We start from the raw sequence: 19,167 nt of genomic DNA, 5'->3' as shown, positions 1-19,167 counted from the left end.
CCCCTTCTTCATGCCCTCCCGGCTACGGCAGCAGCTGCGGGTTCAGGATCAGCTTGTGCAGCTGGTCCCGGGTCAGCGGCGGGGTCTTGAGCAGCGGGCCCAGCTGACCCTTGCCCAGGAAGCCGCCGGTGTCCCGCACATGCAGGACCCTGCCGTCCGTCAGCTTCAGGACCGCGCTGAACGTCGGGCCCCAGGTCGGATACGAGCCGGCATCCGGCTTGCCCTCCTGCCAGATGCCCAGGAGGTTGCCGTTGGACAGCCTCTGGGAGGTGCAGCCCACCCGAACGTCCTTGGGGGCGGCCTTGCACGGGTCCTCGATGCCTCCCGACTTGGCCTGAGCCTCCTTGCGGGTGGCCACGCTCACCGCGATGTATCCGACGCCGCCGTCCCGGCTGACGGCGTAGTCACCGTCGTACGGCCCGACGGGCTTGCGCAGCGGGGCCTTCGGCGCCTGCTTGACCAGGCGCATCAGCGAGACCTCGCTGATCTTGCCGGTCCCGGCGGGCAGCAGTTTCTCGAACCCGCCCGCCTTGGAGGTGAACTCGCCCGCGGTGGGCGCACTGGCCACGCTCGCCCCTTGCCCGTCACTCAGCACGCCGGGCCCGAAGACCAGGCCGGTCACAACGGCCGCCGCCGCGACGCCCGTCGCCGCCGCGCGCCGCCGCCACCGTACCCGCGAGGCCTGCGCGAAGACGGTCTCGCTGCCGCGGCTCCCGGGCGCCCTGACGTCGTCCACCGCCCGCCCGAGCAGCTCCCTGACGTGCTCCGTCTCAACTTCCCGCTGATTCATACGTGTTCCTCCCGCACCGCGGCCCTGAGCGCCGCGAGTCCCCTGGCTGTGTGGCTCTTGACCGTGCTCTCCCGCATCCCGAGCAGCTGAGCCGTGGCGGCCACGCTCAGGTCTTCCCAGTAGCGCAGCACCAGCACGGCCCGCTGCCTGGGCGCGAGCTGCGCGAGGGCGGCCCGCACCATGAGTCCGGTGTCGCTGTCGACCGACCGCCCCGCCACGTCCGGCACTTCGCCGTACGCCTGCTCGCGCCGCCAGAACCGGCGGCGTGCGGAGATGAAGGTGTTGACCAGTGTCTTGCGCGCGTAGGCCTCGAGGTTCTCGAGGCGTCCGTGCCGGCGCGCGCCGAGGACGACCTTCACCAGGGTCGTCTGCACGAGGTCCTCCGCCTCGTCACGGTTGCCGCACAGCAGATAGGCGCTGCGGAACAGCGCCGTCCGTCTGCCCTCCACGAAGGCGTGCAGAGCGGCTTCCTCGCCGCGCGTCATCCCGCCCCCTTCCCCGGCCCGAGGTCACGGGCCGTCTCACCCTTCCAGTGCGGTGGGGGGTCGCTCAGGACGCAGCGGAGGCGGTACGGATTTTTCCGTACCGCCTCTGAATCTCCCTCCCGGAGTCGCTACTTGAGCGCGAGCAGGAGCGTGTCCGAGGGCGAGCACCACACCGGCCGGGCCTCCCCGAAGCCCTTCTCGCGCAGCACGCGCGCGTGCCAGGCGGCGGACGGCATGTCACCGTCGGCGTGCTCGCCGTAGATCTCGAAGCGGCGGGCGGTCGGCGCGGCGAGGACGGGATCCTTGGCTGCCAGCTCCCACCATTCGGCCCAGTCGAGCGCGCCGTCCTTCTTGGCCTGATCCATATGGGCGTGCCGCTGGGCGCGCTCCGCCGCGTTGATCCGGGGCGTGGTCTCGTCGATCATGTGGTCGGCGTTCATGAAGACACCGCCGTCGCGGACGAGTTCCGCGACCTGACCGTAGAGGGCCGCGAGGGGTTCGCTGTGCAGCCAGTGGAGGGCCGTGGCGGTCAGGACGGCGTCGTACGAGTCGTAGGGCAGCCGCGCGGTCCACTGCGGGTCCTTGAGGTCGGCGGTGACGAAGGAGACGCGGTCGTCGCCCTCGAAGGTGCCCTCGGCGATGGCGAGCAGCGCGGGGTCGAGGTCGACGCCGGTGCTGGTGGCCTTCGGGAAGCGGTCGAACAGCCGGGCCGTGATGGTGCCGGTGCCGCAGGCGAGGTCGAGGACGCGGGGTGCGGTGCCGACCAACGCCTCCACCATGTCGAGCATCACCCGGAAGCGCTCCTCGCGGTCCGGCATGTACCACTCCTGCTGCCGGTCCCAGCTCTGCTGCCAGGCGTGCCAGTCGGTTCCGGTCGTCGTGGTCATGAAAGCCCCTTCTTCGCCGCGCCTCGTAATACCCTGGAAGCACGATCATCTGTTACCTGACCGCAGTCACGACGATAGAGCGCCTCCGTAAGGACTACAAGTGGAACTGGCCTATTACTCGGATTACGCCGTCCGTCTCGTCAACACCGAGGAGCCGGCCCGGGGCAAGGACTCGCTGACCTCGGTCGGGGCCGTCCGCGACCTCTTCGGGGGCAACTCCTCGGCGGCCCGGCGCGCCACGGACGCGGACGTCACCCGCTTCCGCTCCGTACGGGCCCGGCTGCGCGCGGTCTTCGAGGCGGCGGACGGCGGCGACGAGACCCTCGCGGTGGACCTGCTGAACTCGCTCCTCCTGGAGTTCCCGGTGAGCCCGCAGATCTCCGGCCACGACTACCGGGACGACGACGGCCGCCCGCTGTGGCACATGCACCTGGCGGACCACCCGTCGAACGCGACGGCGGGCTACGCGGCGATCGCCGCGATGGGCCTGGCGTTCCACCTGACGGAATACGGCGTCGACCGTCTGGGCCTGTGCGAGGCGGCACCGTGCCGCAACGCCTACCTGGACACCTCGACGAACCGCTCCAGGCGCTACTGCTCGGACCGCTGCGCGACCCGCGCCAACGTGGCGGCCTACCGCGCCCGCAAGCGCCTGGAGGCGGACCGGTCGGACAGCACGGGCCTGGCGGCGACGAGCAGCCAGCGCACCAGCGCGAACGGCGAGCGCTGATCCTGCTTCAGCGGCCGATAGCGGAACCGCACTTTCCCCAGGACCAGCTCCTGGGGCACGGTCCCGTAATCGGTGCTGTCGCCACCGGCGTACGCGTTGTCGCCCAGCACCCACCACCCGCCCTCGCGCCGTTCCGCGACCCGCTTGACGACGAGCAGGTCCTGCTGGAACGGATGACGCAGGACGACGACGTCCCCGGGCCCGACCCGCGCCCCCCACTGCACGACGAGCCGATCCCCGTGCTGGAACGTGGGCACCATGGACGGTCCCGTCACCTCTGCCGCCCCAAACGGCAAGAGGGCCCTCCCACGCTCGGTCTCCTGCGACAGCTCCGGCATCACCGGCACCTCCCCGGTCCCATCCTCCACCAGTCCCAGTTTCACCCTGGACTTTTGTCCTAAGCCCATGGGGGCACTCGCGAAAACCCGTCTCCTACGGAGTAATGTCCCACCTGAGAAGACGATCACGAGGAAGGACCGCTCCATGCTCTCCCGCCTGTTTGCCCCCAAGGTCAAGGTCAGCGCACACTGCGACCTGCCCTGCGGTGTGTACGACCCGGCCCAGGCCCGCATCGAGGCGGAGTCGGTGAAGGCCGTCCAGGAAAAGATGGCCGGCAACGACGACCCGCACTTCCAGGCTCGCGCCACGGTCATCAAGGAGCAGCGCGCCGAGCTCGCCAAGCACCACGTGTCGGTGCTCTGGAGCGACTACTTCAAGCCCCCGCACTTCGAGAAGTACCCGGAGCTGCACCAGCTGGTCAACGACGCCCTGAAGGCCCTCTCGGCCGCCAAGGCTTCGACGGACCCGGCCACGGGCCAGAAGGCGCTGGACTACATCGCCCAGATCGACAAGATCTTCTGGGAGACCAAGAAGGCCTGATCCAGGGTCGGTTATCTGTTCGCCACGACCGGCGAGCGGTGCACCCTCGCAGGTCAGCGAGCGTTTCGTAGGGGCCCGGCCGGGTATCCGGCCGGGCCCCTACGCGTTCCCCATGGCGCCGGGAAGACCACGGCCGTGCAGGTGTCACGGGCAGTTCGCCGTCGTGGACGGCATGCTCACCGGCGAGGAGAACCTGCTGCTGATGGCCGACCTGCACCACCTGGGACGGCGCGAGGGAAAGCGGCGGGCCGCCGAGCTGCTGGAGCGGTTCGAGCTGACCGGCGCGGCAAAGAATTTGCCCGCCACCTGCTCCGGGGGGATGCGGCGCCGCCTCGACATCGCGATGACGCTGGTCGGCGATCCCCGCGTCCTCTCGGCCGCCGCCCCAGCGCACGCCCGCCCGCAGCCGAACGCCCGCCCGCAGCCGAACGCCCGCCCCGACGTCCCCACAGCCGCCGACGCACGCAAGGGGCCGTGCCGGTACATCACATGCCCGTCGCTTACGTGGTCACAACCCAGCGATCCCCGACAGCCGGCCAAAGTGCCCGACGGCGACGGGCGGATGTACCGGCACGGCCCCGACCCACCCCCAGCGGCAGGCGTCGCGGTGAGCGGCAGTCGCCACTGTCAGCGGCAGGCATCGCTGTCAGCGGCTCGTGCCATCCTGTTGAGGTGACCAACGCCAGCGCCATAGAGGACCTGGTCCGGCTCCGCCGGGCCCGCGACCGGATGGACCGCGAGTACGCGGAGCCACTGGACATGGCCGCCCTCGCGCGCACCGCGCTGATGTCGCCCGGCCACTTCCAGCGAAGCTTCCGCGCGGCGTTCGGCGAGACTCCGTACACGTATCTCATGACCCGCAGGATCGAGCGCGCCAAGGCCCTCCTGCGACGCGGCGACATGACGGTCACGGAGGTCTGCCTGGCCGTGGGCTGTACGTCGCTCGGTTCCTTCAGCTCCCGCTTCACGGAACTGGTCGGCGAAACCCCCAGCGAATACCGCTCCCGCCCCCACGACCACGGCGCCCCCATCCCGTCCTGCGTCGCCCAACGCCTCACCCGCCCGGCCCGCCACCGCAACCCGGAAGCGGAACCGGGCTCGCGCCTCTAACGTGAAGAACATGGACCTGAAACTCTCCCAGTGCTTCATCGCCGTGGACGACCACGACAAGGCGCTCGCGTTCTACCGCGACGTCCTGGGCCTGGAGGTCCGCAACGACGTCGGCTTCGAGGGAATGCGCTGGGTCACGCTCGGCTCACCGCTCCAGCCGGACGTGGAGATCGTCCTGGAACCCCCCGCGGCGGACCCGAACACCTCCCCCGCGGACAAGCAGGCCATGGCCGAGCTCCTGGCCAAGGGAGTCCTCCGCGGCGTGATCTTCTCGACCACGGACTGCGACGCCCTCTACGAACGCGTCCGCTCCTCCGGCGCCGAAGTCCTCCAGGAACCCATGGACCAGCCCTACGGCCTCCGCGACTGCGCCTTCCGCGACCCGGCGGGCAACCTCATCCGCTTCAACGAACGCCCCAGTATGTAGAAACGTCGTTGCGCGGTCCGCCGGGACAGGAGACGGTACGAGACGCCGTACGCACCGTCCGACAGGGGAATCGCACCATGGCCGAACCCATCCGGTGGACCTACGCCTTCATCGACCGGCCCATGAAGGAGTTCGGGCGGGCCGGTGACTTCTGGACCGCGGTCACCGGGACAAGACTGTCCGAACCCCGCGGCGACCAGGGCGAGTTCGTGACCCTGCTGCACGACGGCGCCGACCCGTGCGTGAAGGCACAGGGCGTCGGGGCGGGCGACGGCGGCGCGCATCTCGACCTCGCCGTCGAGGACGTACCGGCGCTGGTGGAGTCGGCGCGGCGGCTGGGCGCCGAGGTGGTCGGGGACCACCAGGGGTGGGCCGTACTGCGTTCCCCCGGTGGGCAGTTGTTCTGCGCGGTGCCCTGGCACGGGGAGTCGACGCGGCCGCCCGTGGTCGAGGGACCGGATGGCGCGACCAGCCGGCTCGACCAGGTGTGCCTCGACCTCGCACCGGACGTGTACGCCACCGAGATCGCCTTCTGGAGCGACCTGACCGGGTGGGAGTCCCGCCCCGGCGCGCTTCCGGAGTTCCACGTGGTCAAGCCGTCCGCCGCGCTGCCCGTCCGCATCCTCCTGCAACGCCTGGGCACCGACCGCCCCACCACCGCCCACCTCGACGTCGCCTGCTCGGACATCGAGGCGGTCCGCGCCCGGCACGAACAGCTCGGCGCCGCACTCGTCGACCGCGGCACCCACTGGGCCGTGATGCGCGACCCGTCGGGCGGCACGTACTGCCTGACGCCCCGTGACCCCGGCACGGGCAGCCTTCCCTAGCGGGCCGTCGCGTAGACGCAGAGCACCGCCGTCCCGTCTCCCGCGGTCGGGCAGGACGGGGGCGACCCCGTGAAGGAGAGCAGGGGGGCCGGGCCGTCCTCGTCCTTCTCCCAGCCGCCCGGTCGCTGCGGCTCGGCCGAGTCCTGGAGCCAGAGGGTGAGGGCGCCGCCCACGATCACGGACACGGTCCACACCGCCAGGGCCCACCGCCAGACGCGGCGCGGTCCCCCCGCCGCGGTCACTCCGGGGCCGCCCCGCCGGAGGGCCACACTTCCACGTCCACGACGGCCTCCACCGGGATCGGCCCATAGACGTGCGGGAACTCCTCGCCGCCGGGCTTCATCGCCTCGTACCGCACCGGCACCCCGAGCCGTTCGGCGTCGACGACGAGGACCACCAGTTCGTCGGGGCCGTCGTACGCGCCGTACAAGAAGGCGGCCACGTTCGGAAGTTGGTGGCGAAGGGAGCAGTGGATGAAGCCCTCCTCCTGGAGGGTGCGACCACGGGTGGACATCTCGTACGCGCCGGACACACGGGCCGCGTCCCACAGGGACCGCTCGGTGAGGTGCAGAAGAGGTTCGGGCATGCCGCACACGCTACGGCTCCAGGCGGGCGGCCCGCGCCTGCAAATAGGGCTGTTCCGGGAGGCTGAGGGTCTTTCCGGCCGCCGACACGTATGCCACCCGGGCCGCCGCCGTGTCACCCGCGCGCTCCAGCAGATGACCGCGGACCGCGTCCAGTCGGTGCCCGCCCGCCGACTCCAGCCGGGGCCCGCCCGCCACCTCGTCTTCCAGCGTGTCGAGTTCGGCGAGTCCCGCGCGCGGCCCGTGCACCATGGCGACGGCCACCGCCCGGTTGAGACATTCGACCGGGCCCGGGACCTGGCGGACCAGCAGGTCGTACAGGCCGAGGATCTCGCGCCAGTCCGTCGCCTCCGGGACGGCGCCTCGCCGTGGACCGCGGCGATGGCGGCGCGGAGCTGGTACGCGCCCGCCCTCCCCCGCGACAAGGCCTCCGTCGCCAATGCCACGCCCTCCTCGACCGCCGTCCTGTCCCACAGACCGCGGTCCTGCTCGTCGAGCGCGCCGGGGACCTGCGGCGCGTGCCGGCGCAGCAGATCCTCGACCTCGGTGTTCATACCGCTCAGATGTCTCCGGCGCCGTCCAGGATGGGCCGGATGACCACCGGATAGTTGGTGAGCCCCTCGGGGCCGGGACACCGGGTGACGCGCTCGGCGATCTCGGTGACCCGCTCCAGGCTCTCGCACTCCAGGACCCAGTAGCCGGCCATCAGCTCCTTGGTCTCGCTGTACGGCCCGTCGGTGATCACGGTCCTGCCGTCCTCACCGACGGTGACCAGCCGGGTCTGCGCGGGCTCGGCCAGCCCGTTCCCGTCGACCAGTTCACCGGACTCGGAGAGGTCGTCGTTGATCGCGCCCATGTACGCGTACATGGCGCTCAGCTCCTGCTTGCTCCAGGCCGGGGAGCCGGCGGAGGCCTTGCCCCGCATGCCCTCGTAGTCGGCCTGCGTTCCCTGAACCATCACCAGGTACTTCATGAGTCAGCTCCTTCGGCTTCCCGCTCGGACCGCCCGTGGTGGGCGGCTCTCAGAGGGGACGTCGGAGCCGGCCCGCGTTTCTCTACACGGCCGCGCGCACCCCGTCAGGATTTCTCGGTGACGGGCTCCTCGGGCTTCTCCCGAGGCTCCTGAGCGCCCGGCTTCTCCCGGGGCGCCTGAGTGGACGCGTCGGCGTACGCCTCGCACTTCGGGTTCCGGCAGGGACCGGCCACCCAGACGGGGACCCATGCGCCCAGGGTCTTGTGCCGCCGCACGACCGTGGCGACCGGCTGCCCACAGACGGGACAGACATGCTCATCGGTGCCCATATCTTCAGGGTATTACGGGAGGGGGATTAGCTCGATACTTGCGAGGAACCCAGGGCGTCCACGTCCAGGAGGAATCACATCCAGAATTCGGGATACGCGAACGCGCGACCGCATAATTCGCTCAATTTGATGAATGCACTCGAACATGGTGTGGCGTCTCGTACGGGTGCGTACGGCCGGTGATCGTGAAGCTGGTGGTGCAGGTCGGACTGGTCAACGGCCCCTGCCCCACCCCGCATCACCACCAGGGTGGGCCTGGACGCAAACGCAGCACCACAGCCAGTGATGCCCGTCGTGCAAGCCCGTCGCTTCAGCGACGGACAGTTGACCGTTTCCTGCCGTACGTCCTCACGAGCACCCCGTTCTTGAAGACCCGCATCTCGTCGAGCGTGAACTCCTTGACGTCGAACCCGGAGCCGAACATCGGCATGCCGGAGCCCAGCACCACCGGGTAGGTCTTGATGACCAGCTCGTCCACCTCGTCGATCAGCTCACCGGCGAGCTGCGAGCCGCCGCACAGATAGATGCCGAACCCGCTGTCCTCCGCCTTGAGTTCGCGGATCTTTCCGACGACGTCGTCCGCGACGATCTCGACATGCGGGTCGGGCGACTCCTTGAGGCTGCGCGAGGCGACGTACTCGCGCAGATGGGCGTACGGGCTGGTGACGCCGAGGTCCAGCGCCAGGTCGTAGCTGGCGCGGCCCTGGATGATCGTGTCGAACTTCCGGTTCTCCAGGTCGTCGATGCCGAGCGGCCGACGGCCGTGGGTCGGCAGGGTGTCCGGGTACTCCGCCTTCAGGAAGTCCTCGAGGAACTCCTCGTCGACGAACGGCATGAAGAACTGCGCGTCCCCGGCGGGATCCCCGATGAAGCCGTCGATCGAGCAGGCGATGAAGTACGTGAGCTTGCGCAAGCGGGTCTCTTTTCGCAGGTGGCGTTCGGGACGACTCCAGTGACGCCTCCAGTGGCCGCCCCCGAACCACTCCAGTTATAGTGCTTCACCTGTAGTGGTTACAAGCGATTTCAGTGATGTACCGGAGGACGCCCGCATGGCAAGAAACCCGGAGCGCAGAGCGGCCCTCGTCGACGCGGCCGTCGAAGTGCTGGCACGCGAGGGCGCGCGCGGGCTGACGTTCCGCGCGGTGGACGCCGAGGCGGCCGTGCCGGTGGGCACCTCGTCGAACTACTTCACCGACCGCGACGACCTGCTGAACCAGGTCGACGCCCGCATCCACGAGCGTCTCGCGCCCGACCCGGCCGTACACGCCGAGCTGCTGAAGGGGCCGAAGGACCGCTCACTGGTGCTGGAGTTCATGCGCGACCTGCTGGCCCGCGCGATCCGCGACCGCACCGGCTACCTGGCCCTGTTCGAGATGCGTCTGGAGGCCACCCGCCGCCCGGCCCTGCGCGCCTCGTACACGAAGTCGGTGCGCGGCGACCTGGAGCAGGGCATGGAGTTCCACCGGGACGCCGGGCTCCCCGGTGGCGACGAGACCGTCACGGTGCTCTATCTCGCCATGCTCGGACTGCTCCTGGAGCACCTGACGCTGCCGGGCGTGCTGGACGGCGTACTGCCGTCGGTCGCCGTACCGGACGAGCTGCTCGAACGGATCGTGGCGACGATCGTCCCGGAGAGCTGAGCGGGACTAGGTCCGCGGCTCGCGCCACATCGGCCACATCTGCGGGCCGTCCGGCAGGTCGAGGGGACGGCCCGCGAGGTCGAAGCCGAGGCGCTCGTACAGCGTGCGGCTGCGGGCGCTGCTCGCCTCCAGGTACGCGGGCAGGCCCGCGCGGTCGCAGCGGTCGAGGACCGACCGGATGAGCGTGCTGCCGAGGCCCTCGCCCTGGCGCTCCGGCGCCACGGCGATCATCCACAGGTACTCGTGGGCGCGTCCCGCGGGGTGGATCCCGGCCGTCAACCTGCCGATCAGCTCGACGCGTTCGTTCTCCGGGTCGACGGCCTCGCGCAGCTGTACGGGGCCGTCCTCGTCGGCATGGTCGTCGGCGGGGACAGCCAGCCACAGGGCGCACGCCGTGCCGTCCTCGGTGACGTCGACACGGCCCTCGGCGAGCACGACGTCGAGGAAGGCGGCCATGAGTTTGTGGTGGGTCGTACGGCGGTGCGCCTCGTCCGGGAAGACCCAGCCGCTCACCGGATCGTCCCGGAAGGCCTCGTCCAGCAGCCGGACCACCAGCTCGCGGTCACCCTCGCCCGCCGCGCGGATCGCCACGCCCATGTGCCGCCCCTTCTTCGCCCCGACTGGCGTTGATCGTACGGCGGTTGCAGCCTGGTCGGAGGGGCTTCTCCGGGCGGCGCCGGAGATCTTTCAGCCCGTCCGGCGTTCGAGGACGAGCCCTTCGGGCGACCGGGGGTCTGGGGGGAGCCCCCAGGTACGGACGCCCCGCACAAAGGGGGCGGGTCCCGCGCACCGTGGGGATGTGCGGGTCCCGCCCCGGCCGGAGCCCGGTGCCGTACGGAGGTCAGGTGCCGTACGGTCCCGGCGGCTCCGGGGTCTTCAATCGCGGGACAGTCGCGCTCAGTTGCTGCGCCGCGTCACGAACTCCGCCAGTGCGAGGAGGCCGCCCGCCGCCTCCGGGTCGGGTACCGCCCGGGACAGCTCGTGCATCGCCCGCGCCATCCGGTCGGCCGCCTGGACCTGCGCCCAGTCCCGGCCGCCCGCGAGCTCTACGGCCAGCACCGTGCGTTCCAACTCCCCTTCCTCATAAGGAAGTCCGTACAGCTCGGCGAGTTCGGTCGCCGCCGGGGTGCCGGAGGCGAGCGCGGCCACCACGGGCAGGGACTTCTTGCGGGCGATGAGGTCCGCCCCGGCCGGCTTGCCGGTGCGGCTCGGATCCCCCCAGATCCCGATCACGTCGTCGATCAGCTGGAAGGCGAGCCCCGCCTCGCGCCCGAACGCGTCCAACGCCTCGACGTCCTCCTCCCCCGCCCCCGCGTACAGCGCCCCGAGCGCGCAGGCGCAGCCGAGCAGCGCGCCCGTCTTGGCCTCGGCCATGGCGAGGCACTCGGCGAGGGTGACCTCGTCGGGACCGCGCTTCTCCATGGCCGTGTCCGCGTGCTGCCCCGCGCACAGTTCGACGACACAGGACGCGAGCCGGGCGGCGGCCGCCGAGGACGCCGGGTGCGGGTCCTCGGCGAGCAGCCCCTGGGCCAGCGCCTGCAGGGCGTCCCCGGCGAGGATCGCGTCGGCGTCGCCGAACACGGTCCACGCGGTGGGGCGGTGCCTGCGGGTGGTGTCCCGGTCCATCACGTCGTCGTGCAGCAGCGTGAAGTTGTGGATCAGCTCCACGGCGGCTGCCGCCCGTACGGCGGTCGTGTGCTGTCCGCCGAGCGCCCGGACCGCGGTCAGTACGAGCGCGGGCCGGATCGCCTTGCCCGCGTTGCCCGCCGCCGGAGTGCCGTCCGCGTGCTCCCAGCCGAAGTGGTAGAGCGCGATCCGGCGCATCGAGCCGGGCAGCGAGTCGATGGCCCTGCGCAGCTCGGGGTCGACGGACGCCCGGGCGCGCTCCAGGATCCCCGCCGCTTCCTGCCCGTCGAGCGGGTGTGGCGGACCCTGCCGTTCCGTGGGCCTCCCGATAAGGCTCCGCCTTTCCAGGGACTCGGTCGGGTTCTGCTTCGTCTCCGTCATGAACTCACCTATGGGATCGCCTTGGAGAGGCTGCGGACGGTGGCGCTTCCGCGGCAGCTGGGCGCGTACCCCCTGGGTGTACCCGCCCCGAAGGGCGGGAACACGGCGACCACCGGCGCGCGGAAGGTCACCGCCACCGGCCGGTCTCGACGTTCTCCAGAATGCCGAGGGCGTCGGGCACGAGGACCGCCGCCGAGTAGTACGCCGTCACCAGGTAGGAGATGACCGCCTGTTCGTTGATGCCCATGAAGCGCACCGACAGGCTGGGCTCGATCTCGTCCGGGATGCCCGCCTGCTGGAGCCCGACGACGCCCTGCTCGGCCTCGCCGGTACGCATGGCGATGATCGAGGTCGTACGGGCGTCGCTGACCGGGATCTTGTTGCACGGAAAGAGCGGGACGCCGCGCCAGGTCGGGATGCGGTTGCCCGCGATCTCGACGCTCTCGGGGACCAGTCCGCGCTTGTTGCACTCGCGGCCGAACGCGGAGATCGCGCGCGGGTGGGCGAGGAACAGCTTGGTGCCCCGCCTGCGGCTGAGCAGTTCGTCGAGGTCGTCGGGGCTGGGGACGCCGTCGTGGGGCTGGAGCCGCTGCTCGTACTCGCAGTTGTTGAGCAGTCCGAACTCCCTGTTGTTGATGAGCTCGTGCTCCTGGCGCTCCTTCAACGCCTCGACGGTCAGGCGGAGCTGCTGCTCCGTCTGGTTCATCGGCTGGTTGTAGAGATCGGCCACGCGCGTGTGCAGGCGCAGCACGGTCTGGGCGATGCTCAGTTCGTACTCGCGCGGCGCGGCCTCGTAGTCCACGAAGGTGCCGGGGATGTCCGGCTCTCCGGTGTGGCCGGCGGCGAGGTCGATCTCCTTCTCGCCGTACTTGTTGGTGCGCTGCGCCGGAATCGCGCGCAGCTCCTGGAGGTGGTCGCGCAGGGACTCGGCGCGCTCCGCGACCTGTTCGAGATCCTGGCGGGGCAGCGTGAGCACGGTGACCGCGGTGAGCGCGCGGGCCGTGTACTCCCAGATGGCGTCCGGGTCGATGAGGGCCTGCTCCCCGAAGTACGCGCCGTCGGCGAGGACGCCGAGGACCGCGTCGTCGCCGTAGGGACCTGTGCCGGTCTTCTCGACCTTGCCGTGGGCGAGCAGGAACACCTCGTCGGCCTGGCTGCCGAACGAGGCGAGCACCTCCCCCGGTGCGAACTCCCGCTGCTGGCAGCGCTGTGCGAGCTCGCCGAGCACCTCCTGATCCTCGTACGACCGCAGTACGGACAGCTCGCCGAGCTCCGCGGGGATGACCTGGACGCGGTCACCGGTCTTCACGAACGTCACGCGGCCGTCGCCCACGGAGTAGCTGAGCCGCCGGTTCACTCGGTACGTGCCACCCTGCACGTTCACCCATGGCAGCATGCGCAGCAGCCAGCGGGAGCTGATCTCCTGCATCTGGGGTGCGGACTTGGTGGTGGTGGCCAGGTTCCGCGCGGCGGATGTGCCGAGGCTCTGCTGCGGCCTGTTCTGCTGGGCGCGGACCTCTTCGCCTACCGACATGAAAATTGCCCTCCCAGTCGTGCACTGATCTGCGGGGACCACCCTTCCATCACGGAGCGTGCCGGTGCTATTACACGAATGAGGGGGAATGGATCAGCCGGGCGTGGGCACTTCGCGGGATTTTGTCGAGGCGTCACGTCGGGAACTCCAAGATCCGGCCAACCGTTTGGCTCTTCGACGGACAAGGACGGGAGACGGCAATGTCAGGCTTCCTGGACCGCGCCAAGGAACAGGCGCAGCGAGGGCTCACGCAGGGCAAGCAGAAGATCGACGAGGTGCAGGCACAGCGCGCCGGTGGTGACCTCCTCAAGAGACTGGGCGCCGCGTACTACGCGGAGCGGCGGGGCAGCGGCTCCCCCGAGGCCACCCAGCAGGCCCTTCAGGCCTTGGAGAGCCACATCGCCACGCACGGGGACGGGTTCCTCCGGTCCTGACTGTTTCCTCCGCTCCTGTCCGGATCGGCTCGCACGCTGTGCGAACGAGTAGGCCGGGCCGCTTCGTTGCGGGTACAAGCAGCGGTACGAGACGGCCTCGACGGGTGGCCGGCGCGCAGCGCGAAGGAGGCGGTCATGGCCCCACCCATGTCCGCGGGCACTTTCCTGGACCGGCTCAGGGAGGAAGGCGTCACCGTCGTCGAGGTCGGCGACTGGGAGCATCACAACCGCAATCACAAGGGTCCCTGGGGGCCGGTGCACGGCATGATGATCCATCACACGGTGACCTCGGGCAGCGAGCACACCGTCGAGATCTGTCGCAACGGTCGCACGAAGCTGCCCGGGCCGCTGTGCCACGGCGTCATCACCAAGGACGGCGTCCTCCACCTCGTGGGCTACGGCCGGGCCAACCACGCGGGCCTGGGCGACGACGACGTCCTGCGCGCCGTGATCGCCGAGAAGGCCCTGCCCCTGGACAACGAGGCGAACACCGACGGCAACCGCCATTTCTACGGCTTCGAGTGCGAGAACCTCGGCAACGGCAAGGACCCCTGGCCCGAGGCCCAGCTGGAAACCATCGAGAAGGTCTCCGCCGCGGTCTGCCGCCACCACGGCTGGTCGGAGCGCTCGGTCATCGGCCACCTGGAGTGGCAGCCGGGCAAGGTCGACCCGAGAGGATTCACGATGAACTCCCTGCGGGAGCGCATCCGCGACCGCCTGAAGTGACCATCGGCCACCGGTAGCCGCCCACCCCCCGGACACATGTCCGACAATGGTGGGGTGACCAGCCCTGACGTCCCTGACGTCCCTGAAGCGCTCGACCTGACCGGCCTGCGGCCGCGACTGCCGTCGCCGTTGCGTCCGGCCGTGGACGAGCGCTTCGCGCGTCACGGCGTCCGGCTGGTGCTCAAGCGGGACGATCTGATCCACCCGGAGCTGATCGGCAACAAGTGGCGCAAGCTGGCCCCGAACCTACGGGCGGCGGCGGGCCGCACGGTCCTCACCTTCGGCGGCGCCTACTCGAACCATCTGCGCGCCACCGCCGCCGCGGGCCGCCTCCTCGGCCTGCCCACCGTCGGCGTGGTCCGCGGCCAGGAACTGGCCGACCGTCCCCTCAACCCCTCCCTCGCCCGGTGCGCGGCCGACGGCATGCGGCTGCACTTCGTCGACAGATCGACGTACCGCCACAAGGCGGAGCCGGAGACACTGGCCGAAATCCTGCGCGCGGTGGGCGCGGAGGACGCGTACGTCGTCCCGGAAGGCGGCAGCAACTCCCTTGCCGTACGCGGCTGCCAAGGCCTCGGCGAGGAGCTGCGCGGCCACGGCGGTGTCGACGTAGCCGCCCTCGCCTGCGGCACCGGCGGCACCCTCGCGGGCCTGGCCGCCGGCCTCGCCCCCGACCAGCGCGCCCTGGGCATCCCCGTCCTCAAGGGCGGCTTCCTCAGCGCCGACATACGGGACCTCCAGCAAGCCGCCTTCGGCTCCCGCCGCGGCACCTGGTCCCTCGACGACCGCTTCCACTTCGGCGGCTACGCCCGCACCACCCCCGAACTCGACGCCTTCGCCGAGGACTTCGAAAACCGCCACGACCTGCCCGTCGAACGTCTCTATGTCGCCAAGATGCTGTACGGACTTGTCGCTCTGGCGGAGGAAGGCGCGTTCCCGCGGGGGACGACGGTGGCGGCGGTGATCACTGGAGCGCCGCTCTCCTGACCGTGCTCACGGCAGCGCTCACGCCGCCTCCCTGAACGCCGCCGCCTCCTCCAGGTCCAGCCGCCGCAGCAGCGTCCGCAGCATCTCGTCGTCGATGTAGCGGTGGTCGCGGAGCTTCACGAAGACCTCACGCTCGGTGCCGATCATTTCGCGGGACAGGCGTCGGTAGGTGTCGTCGGCAGTCTCGCCGGTCACCGGGTTGACCGAGCCGAGCCGCTCCCAGACGGCGTTGCGGCGCCGTTCCATGACCGTGCGCAGGCGGTCGGAGAGCGGCGGGGGCAGGGCGTTGCGCTCGTCGGCGAGGAGGTCGTCGAGGCGTTGTTCGGCGGCCCGGGAGGCCTGCGCCTGGGCGTTGGCCTCGGCGAGCGTCGCGGTCTGCTGGTCGCGCCCGGGCAGCTTCAGGAGGCGGATCAGCGGCGGCAGCGTCAGCCCCTGCACGACCAGGGTCCCGATGACCGTCGTGAAGGTCAGGAAGAGGATCAGGTTGCGATCGGGAAAGGCGCCGCCGCCGTGCACGGTGAGCGGGATGGAGAAGGCGATGGCGAGCGAGACCACGCCCCGCATCCCGGCCCAGCTGGTGACGAACGCCCCCTTCCAGGTGGGGTTCTCCTCACGCTCCCGGATCCGCGCCGAAAGAATGCGCGGCAGGAAGGCCGCCGGATACACCCACACGAACCGGGTCACGACCACGACGAGGAAGACGGCCACCGCGTACCAGGCGGCGCGGCCGCCCGCGTACTCCCCCAGCCCCTCGATGACGACCGGCAGTTGCAGTCCGATCAGGGCGAACACCGCCGACTCCAGGACGAACGCGACCATCTTCCACACCGCCTCCTCCTGGAGCCGGGTCGCGAAGTCCACCTCCCAGGAGCGGTGTCCGAGGTAGAGCGCGACGACGACCACCGCGAGCACCCCGGAGGCCTTGACCTGCTCGGCGATCCCGTAGGCGACGAACGGGATCAACAAGGAGAGGGTGTTCTGGAGAAGCGCCTCCTTCAGGTGCGTGCGCAGCCAGTGGATCGGGAGCATCAGGACCAGCCCGACGAGCACACCGCCGACCGCCGCGAGCAGGAACTCGCCGACGCCGCCCGCCCAGGTCGCGCCCTCGCCGACCGCGGCGGCGAGGGCCACCTTGTAGGCGGTGATCGCGGTCGCGTCGTTCACCAGGGACTCGCCCTGCAGGATGGTGGTGATCCGCGAGGGCAGCCCCACCCGGCGCGCGACGGCGGTCGCCGCGACCGCGTCAGGCGGCGCCACCACCGCCCCGAGCACCAGCGCTGCGGGCAGCGGCAGACTCGGCACGATCAGATAGGCGGCCCAGCCGACGACCAGCGTCGCGAAAAGGACGTAACCGACCGACAACAGCGCGACGGGCCGCAGTTGCGCCCGCAGATCGAGGTACGAGCTGTCGGTGGCCGCCGTGTACAGCAGCGGGGGCAGCACCAGTGGGAGCACGACCTCGGGGTTGAGTTCGTATGCGGGCACCCCGGGGACGTACGAGACCATCAGGCTGACCGCGACGATCAGCAGTGGCGCCGGGACCGGAGTACGGCGGGCGACCCCGGCGACCGCGGCGCTGCCCGCGACCAGCAACAGCAGTGGCAAAACGTGCATTGTCTTCCGCCCGCCCTCGTTTTCGCGCGGCTTCCCGCGTCCCCGACGTAACCTGGCAATCATGAAACAGTGCACGCACGCCGACGCGCTGCCGCACCCCGGACCCGATCCTCTGAGCGAGACCTGCCTGGAGTGCCTGGAGACCGGCACGCACCCGGTGCAGCTGCGGCTGTGTCTGGAGTGCGGGCACCTCGGCTGTTGCGACTCCTCCCCGCTTCGGCACGCGACGGAGCACTTCAAGGAGACCGGACATCCGGTGATGCAGACCTTCGAGCCGGGGGAGAGCTGGCGCTGGTGCTTCGTCGACCACGTTCTCGTATGACTCGTGGATCACGTACGGGTGTGGCCCGCGATCCGGACGGTTCGACCGTCTGACGCCTGGGTACGTCAACCCGGCGCGCGCTCTTCCTATTTGGGGCCGCAGACCCCTAGCCACTGTCCGTACTCATGGGCTTACTATGAGTGACAGCAAGGGGCGGGGTCCCCAGGACAGGAAACTTGGGAGCGCGGTAGCGTCACCGCTGAACCACGTAGCGCGTTACCCCGGGGGGCGACCCTCGGCCCCGAAAGAGCTTGAAAGAGCTTGTACCACCATGGAGGTGAGGGTGTCCCAGATCGCAGGCGAGCCCGCGACGAAGGACTTCGTAGAAGTCCGGCTGCCGGCCGCGGGTGCCTACCTGTCGGTGCTGCGCACGGCCACGGCCGGGCTCGCGGCCCGTTTGGACTTCACCCTCGACGAGATCGAGGACCTGCGCATCGCGGTGGACGAGGCCTGCGCGATCCTGCTGCAGCAGGCCGTCCCCGGCTCGGTGCTCAGCTGTGTCTTCCGGCTCATCGACGACTCGCTCGAGGTCACAGTCTCGGCCCCGACCACGGACGGTCACGCCCCCGCGCGCGACACGTTCGCCTGGACCGTCCTCTCGGCCCTCGCGGGCAAGGTCGACTCCACCGTCGCCGAGGACAAGACCGTTTCGATCAGCCTCTACAAACAGCGCGGCGCGGGACCCGGGCCGGCGTGAGGAACGGGGACGGGCCGGTGCGGGACGAAGAGCGCGGCACACGGGAGCTTCCCGCCGAGCGTGTCGACGGCCTCGGCGGGCCGCGGCGCACGGCGGAGGGCGTCGACGGCATCCCCGAGCAGGCCCGGCCGCACCCGGAGGACGGCGCGGCGTCCGCAGAGACACCGCAGACAGCGCCGGTCGACGAGGACGAACGGGAGAGGCTCTTCAGCCAGGGCGACGGGCAACGGGATCCGGAGGGTGCCGCGCGGAGCACGTCCTCGGAAGGGCGGCGGCTGGTGACGGGCGGGACTATGAGCGAGCACGAGCGAAACGCGGAGCAGAGCGTGCAGGGCACGCAGCACGGGCCGAGCGCCCAGCACACGCAGCACGACCCCCAGGACCGCAGTGGGGCACGGGCGATGTTCATCGAGCTGCGCAAGCTGAAGGACGGCAGCGCCGAGTACGCGGAGCTGCGCAACCAGCTGGTCCGCATGCATCTGCCGCTTGTCGAGCACCTCGCGCGCCGCTTCCGCAACCGCGGAGAGCCGCTGGACGACCTGACCCAGGTCGCCACCATCGGCCTGATCAAGTCGGTCGACCGCTTCGACCCGGAGCGCGGCGTCGAGTTCTCGACGTACGCGACCCCGACGGTCGTCGGCGAGATCAAGCGGCACTTCCGCGACAAGGGCTGGGCGGTGCGCGTACCGCGCCGTCTTCAGGAACTGCGGCTGGCGCTCACCACGGCCACGGCCGAGCTCTCACAGCAGCATGGCCGCTCCCCCACGGTCCACGAGCTGGCCGAGAAGCTGGCCATCTCGGAGGAGGAGGTCCTGGAGGGCCTGGAGTCCGCGAACGCGTACTCCACGCTGTCCCTGGACGTCCCCGACACGGACGACGAGTCCCCGGCCGTCGCGGACACCCTGGGCGCCGAGGACGAGGCCCTGGAGGGCGTCGAATACCGCGAGTCCCTCAAGCCGCTCCTCGAGGACCTCCCGCCCCGCGAGAAGCGCATCCTGCTCCTGCGCTTCTTCGGCAACATGACGCAGTCGCAGATCGCGCAGGAGGTCGGCATCTCGCAGATGCATGTCTCCCGGCTGCTGGCCAGGACCCTGGCACAGCTCCGCGAGAAGCTGCTGGTGGAGGAGTAACAGCGCGCCTCGCCCCGCGGCGCGGTGGCCACGGAGACCCGGGGACACGGCGCCG

25 protein-coding genes and 2 pseudogenes are annotated in these 19,167 nt (G+C 70.5%); 13 read left to right on the top strand and 14 right to left on the bottom strand.

The features are described from left to right. Positions 1 to 22: 22 nt before the first annotated feature. The 3 genes from ACZ4WS_RS07905 to ACZ4WS_RS07895 all read right to left on the bottom strand — a co-directional run bounded on the left by ACZ4WS_RS07905 (position 23) and on the right by ACZ4WS_RS07895 (position 2,162). Positions 23 to 790 carry a hypothetical protein gene (locus tag ACZ4WS_RS07905; protein WP_467978175.1) on the bottom strand — a complete coding sequence of 256 codons (768 nt, stop codon included), beginning with the start codon at positions 788 to 790 and terminating at the stop codon, positions 23 to 25. Beyond that, complete coding sequence (locus ACZ4WS_RS07900) at positions 787 to 1,275, bottom strand: sigma-70 family RNA polymerase sigma factor (protein WP_467978173.1); 489 nt, start codon at positions 1,273 to 1,275, stop codon at positions 787 to 789. The genes ACZ4WS_RS07905 and ACZ4WS_RS07900 overlap by 4 nt, the downstream gene beginning before the upstream one ends. A gap of 128 nt (positions 1,276 to 1,403) precedes the next feature. Further along, entirely contained in the window at positions 1,404 to 2,162 is a 759-nt protein-coding gene (locus tag ACZ4WS_RS07895; RefSeq protein ID WP_467978171.1) for a class I SAM-dependent methyltransferase, read from the bottom strand. Between the two features lie 100 nt (positions 2,163 to 2,262). Here ACZ4WS_RS07895 and ACZ4WS_RS07890 point away from each other — a divergent pair, with 100 nt between their 5' ends. Next, on the top strand, positions 2,263 to 2,892 hold the full coding sequence (locus tag ACZ4WS_RS07890; RefSeq protein ID WP_467978169.1) for a CGNR zinc finger domain-containing protein: 630 nt from the start codon (positions 2,263 to 2,265) through the stop codon (positions 2,890 to 2,892). On the opposite strand, the gene sodX is transcribed toward ACZ4WS_RS07890, so the two are convergent. After that, entirely contained in the window at positions 2,796 to 3,230 is a 435-nt protein-coding gene (gene sodX / locus ACZ4WS_RS07885) for a nickel-type superoxide dismutase maturation protease (RefSeq protein ID WP_467978353.1), read from the bottom strand. The two genes, ACZ4WS_RS07890 and sodX, sit on opposite strands and share 97 nt — an antisense overlap. A gap of 145 nt (positions 3,231 to 3,375) precedes the next feature. On the opposite strand from sodX, the gene sodN reads away from it, so the two are divergent. The 5 genes and pseudogenes from sodN to ACZ4WS_RS07860 all read left to right on the top strand — a co-directional run bounded on the left by sodN (position 3,376) and on the right by ACZ4WS_RS07860 (position 6,135). Next, positions 3,376 to 3,771 carry a superoxide dismutase, Ni gene (sodN, locus tag ACZ4WS_RS07880; protein WP_023546844.1) on the top strand — a complete coding sequence of 132 codons (396 nt, stop codon included), beginning with the start codon at positions 3,376 to 3,378 and terminating at the stop codon, positions 3,769 to 3,771. Positions 3,772 to 3,919: 148 nt separating this feature from the next. Next, positions 3,920 to 4,159, top strand: a pseudogene (locus ACZ4WS_RS07875) (ATP-binding cassette domain-containing protein); the annotation flags it as partial. Between the two features lie 341 nt (positions 4,160 to 4,500). Continuing rightward, the gene (locus ACZ4WS_RS07870) at positions 4,501 to 4,881 is read left to right on the top strand and encodes a helix-turn-helix transcriptional regulator (protein WP_467978351.1); all 381 of its coding nucleotides are present in this window, start codon (positions 4,501 to 4,503) and stop codon (positions 4,879 to 4,881) included. A 10-nt stretch (positions 4,882 to 4,891) separates the two neighbouring features. After that, positions 4,892 to 5,308, top strand: coding sequence for a VOC family protein (locus ACZ4WS_RS07865; protein ID WP_467978167.1), 417 nt, complete (start codon positions 4,892 to 4,894; stop codon positions 5,306 to 5,308). 77 nt (positions 5,309 to 5,385) lie between these two features. Beyond that, positions 5,386 to 6,135, top strand: coding sequence for a VOC family protein (locus ACZ4WS_RS07860; RefSeq protein ID WP_467978165.1), 750 nt, complete (start codon positions 5,386 to 5,388; stop codon positions 6,133 to 6,135). Here the strand turns inward: ACZ4WS_RS07860 and ACZ4WS_RS07855 are convergent. The 6 genes and pseudogenes from ACZ4WS_RS07855 to ACZ4WS_RS07830 all read right to left on the bottom strand — a co-directional run bounded on the left by ACZ4WS_RS07855 (position 6,132) and on the right by ACZ4WS_RS07830 (position 8,934). Further along, entirely contained in the window at positions 6,132 to 6,320 is a 189-nt protein-coding gene (locus ACZ4WS_RS07855) for a hypothetical protein (protein WP_467978163.1), read from the bottom strand. The two genes, ACZ4WS_RS07860 and ACZ4WS_RS07855, sit on opposite strands and share 4 nt — an antisense overlap. A gap of 53 nt (positions 6,321 to 6,373) precedes the next feature. Further along, the gene (locus ACZ4WS_RS07850) at positions 6,374 to 6,721 is read right to left on the bottom strand and encodes a DUF952 domain-containing protein (RefSeq protein WP_467978161.1); all 348 of its coding nucleotides are present in this window, start codon (positions 6,719 to 6,721) and stop codon (positions 6,374 to 6,376) included. A gap of 10 nt (positions 6,722 to 6,731) precedes the next feature. Next, positions 6,732 to 7,240 (bottom strand): annotated as a pseudogene (locus tag ACZ4WS_RS07845) (RNA polymerase sigma factor); the annotation flags it as partial. A 38-nt stretch (positions 7,241 to 7,278) separates the two neighbouring features. Next, positions 7,279 to 7,692 (bottom strand): YciI family protein, encoded by a 414-nt coding sequence (locus tag ACZ4WS_RS07840; protein WP_467978159.1) that lies wholly within the window; start codon positions 7,690 to 7,692, stop codon positions 7,279 to 7,281. A 104-nt stretch (positions 7,693 to 7,796) separates the two neighbouring features. Beyond that, positions 7,797 to 8,021 carry a hypothetical protein gene (locus ACZ4WS_RS07835; RefSeq protein WP_467978157.1) on the bottom strand — a complete coding sequence of 75 codons (225 nt, stop codon included), beginning with the start codon at positions 8,019 to 8,021 and terminating at the stop codon, positions 7,797 to 7,799. Between the two features lie 310 nt (positions 8,022 to 8,331). Then, positions 8,332 to 8,934, bottom strand: a complete 603-nt coding sequence (locus tag ACZ4WS_RS07830) for a dihydrofolate reductase family protein (protein ID WP_467978155.1) — start codon at positions 8,932 to 8,934, stop codon at positions 8,332 to 8,334. A 136-nt stretch (positions 8,935 to 9,070) separates the two neighbouring features. Between ACZ4WS_RS07830 and ACZ4WS_RS07825 the strand changes: the two genes are divergently transcribed. Continuing rightward, the gene (locus ACZ4WS_RS07825; protein WP_467978153.1) at positions 9,071 to 9,661 is read left to right on the top strand and encodes a TetR/AcrR family transcriptional regulator; all 591 of its coding nucleotides are present in this window, start codon (positions 9,071 to 9,073) and stop codon (positions 9,659 to 9,661) included. A 6-nt stretch (positions 9,662 to 9,667) separates the two neighbouring features. Here ACZ4WS_RS07825 and ACZ4WS_RS07820 read toward each other — a convergent pair whose 3' ends face one another. From ACZ4WS_RS07820 to ACZ4WS_RS07810, 3 genes are all read right to left on the bottom strand, one after another. Beyond that, a complete protein-coding gene (locus ACZ4WS_RS07820; protein ID WP_467978151.1) occupies positions 9,668 to 10,258 on the bottom strand; it encodes a GNAT family N-acetyltransferase in 591 nt (196 codons plus the stop codon). A 300-nt stretch (positions 10,259 to 10,558) separates the two neighbouring features. Continuing rightward, positions 10,559 to 11,668 (bottom strand): family 2 encapsulin nanocompartment cargo protein polyprenyl transferase, encoded by a 1,110-nt coding sequence (locus ACZ4WS_RS07815; RefSeq protein WP_467978149.1) that lies wholly within the window; start codon positions 11,666 to 11,668, stop codon positions 10,559 to 10,561. A gap of 127 nt (positions 11,669 to 11,795) precedes the next feature. Further along, entirely contained in the window at positions 11,796 to 13,202 is a 1,407-nt protein-coding gene (locus ACZ4WS_RS07810; protein ID WP_467978147.1) for a family 2B encapsulin nanocompartment shell protein, read from the bottom strand. A gap of 200 nt (positions 13,203 to 13,402) precedes the next feature. Here ACZ4WS_RS07810 and ACZ4WS_RS07805 point away from each other — a divergent pair, with 200 nt between their 5' ends. The 3 genes from ACZ4WS_RS07805 (at position 13,403) to ACZ4WS_RS07795 (ending at position 15,349) form a co-directional block, all read left to right on the top strand. Further along, on the top strand, positions 13,403 to 13,636 hold the full coding sequence (locus tag ACZ4WS_RS07805; protein ID WP_467978145.1) for a hypothetical protein: 234 nt from the start codon (positions 13,403 to 13,405) through the stop codon (positions 13,634 to 13,636). A gap of 135 nt (positions 13,637 to 13,771) precedes the next feature. Beyond that, positions 13,772 to 14,362 (top strand): N-acetylmuramoyl-L-alanine amidase, encoded by a 591-nt coding sequence (locus tag ACZ4WS_RS07800; RefSeq protein ID WP_467978143.1) that lies wholly within the window; start codon positions 13,772 to 13,774, stop codon positions 14,360 to 14,362. Positions 14,363 to 14,398: 36 nt separating this feature from the next. Continuing rightward, complete coding sequence (locus ACZ4WS_RS07795) at positions 14,399 to 15,349, top strand: 1-aminocyclopropane-1-carboxylate deaminase/D-cysteine desulfhydrase (protein ID WP_467978141.1); 951 nt, start codon at positions 14,399 to 14,401, stop codon at positions 15,347 to 15,349. An 18-nt stretch (positions 15,350 to 15,367) separates the two neighbouring features. On the opposite strand, the gene ACZ4WS_RS07790 is transcribed toward ACZ4WS_RS07795, so the two are convergent. Then, positions 15,368 to 16,963: a Na+/H+ antiporter gene (locus ACZ4WS_RS07790; protein WP_467978139.1), complete on the bottom strand. Its 1,596-nt coding sequence runs from the start codon at positions 16,961 to 16,963 to the stop codon at positions 15,368 to 15,370. A gap of 61 nt (positions 16,964 to 17,024) precedes the next feature. Here ACZ4WS_RS07790 and ACZ4WS_RS07785 point away from each other — a divergent pair, with 61 nt between their 5' ends. The 3 genes from ACZ4WS_RS07785 to ACZ4WS_RS07775 all read left to right on the top strand — a co-directional run bounded on the left by ACZ4WS_RS07785 (position 17,025) and on the right by ACZ4WS_RS07775 (position 19,112). Beyond that, on the top strand, positions 17,025 to 17,285 hold the full coding sequence (locus ACZ4WS_RS07785; protein ID WP_467978137.1) for a UBP-type zinc finger domain-containing protein: 261 nt from the start codon (positions 17,025 to 17,027) through the stop codon (positions 17,283 to 17,285). A gap of 283 nt (positions 17,286 to 17,568) precedes the next feature. Continuing rightward, a complete protein-coding gene (locus tag ACZ4WS_RS07780) occupies positions 17,569 to 17,982 on the top strand; it encodes an ATP-binding protein (protein WP_467978136.1) in 414 nt (137 codons plus the stop codon). After that, entirely contained in the window at positions 17,979 to 19,112 is a 1,134-nt protein-coding gene (locus ACZ4WS_RS07775) for an RNA polymerase sigma factor SigF (protein WP_467978134.1), read from the top strand. Before ACZ4WS_RS07780 ends, ACZ4WS_RS07775 begins: the two co-directional genes overlap by 4 nt. Positions 19,113 to 19,167: the final 55 nt, after the last annotated feature.

It is taken from the genome of Streptomyces sp. NPDC029292, from assembly GCF_055569295.1.
This window is presented reverse-complemented; position numbering and strand designations above follow the sequence as displayed.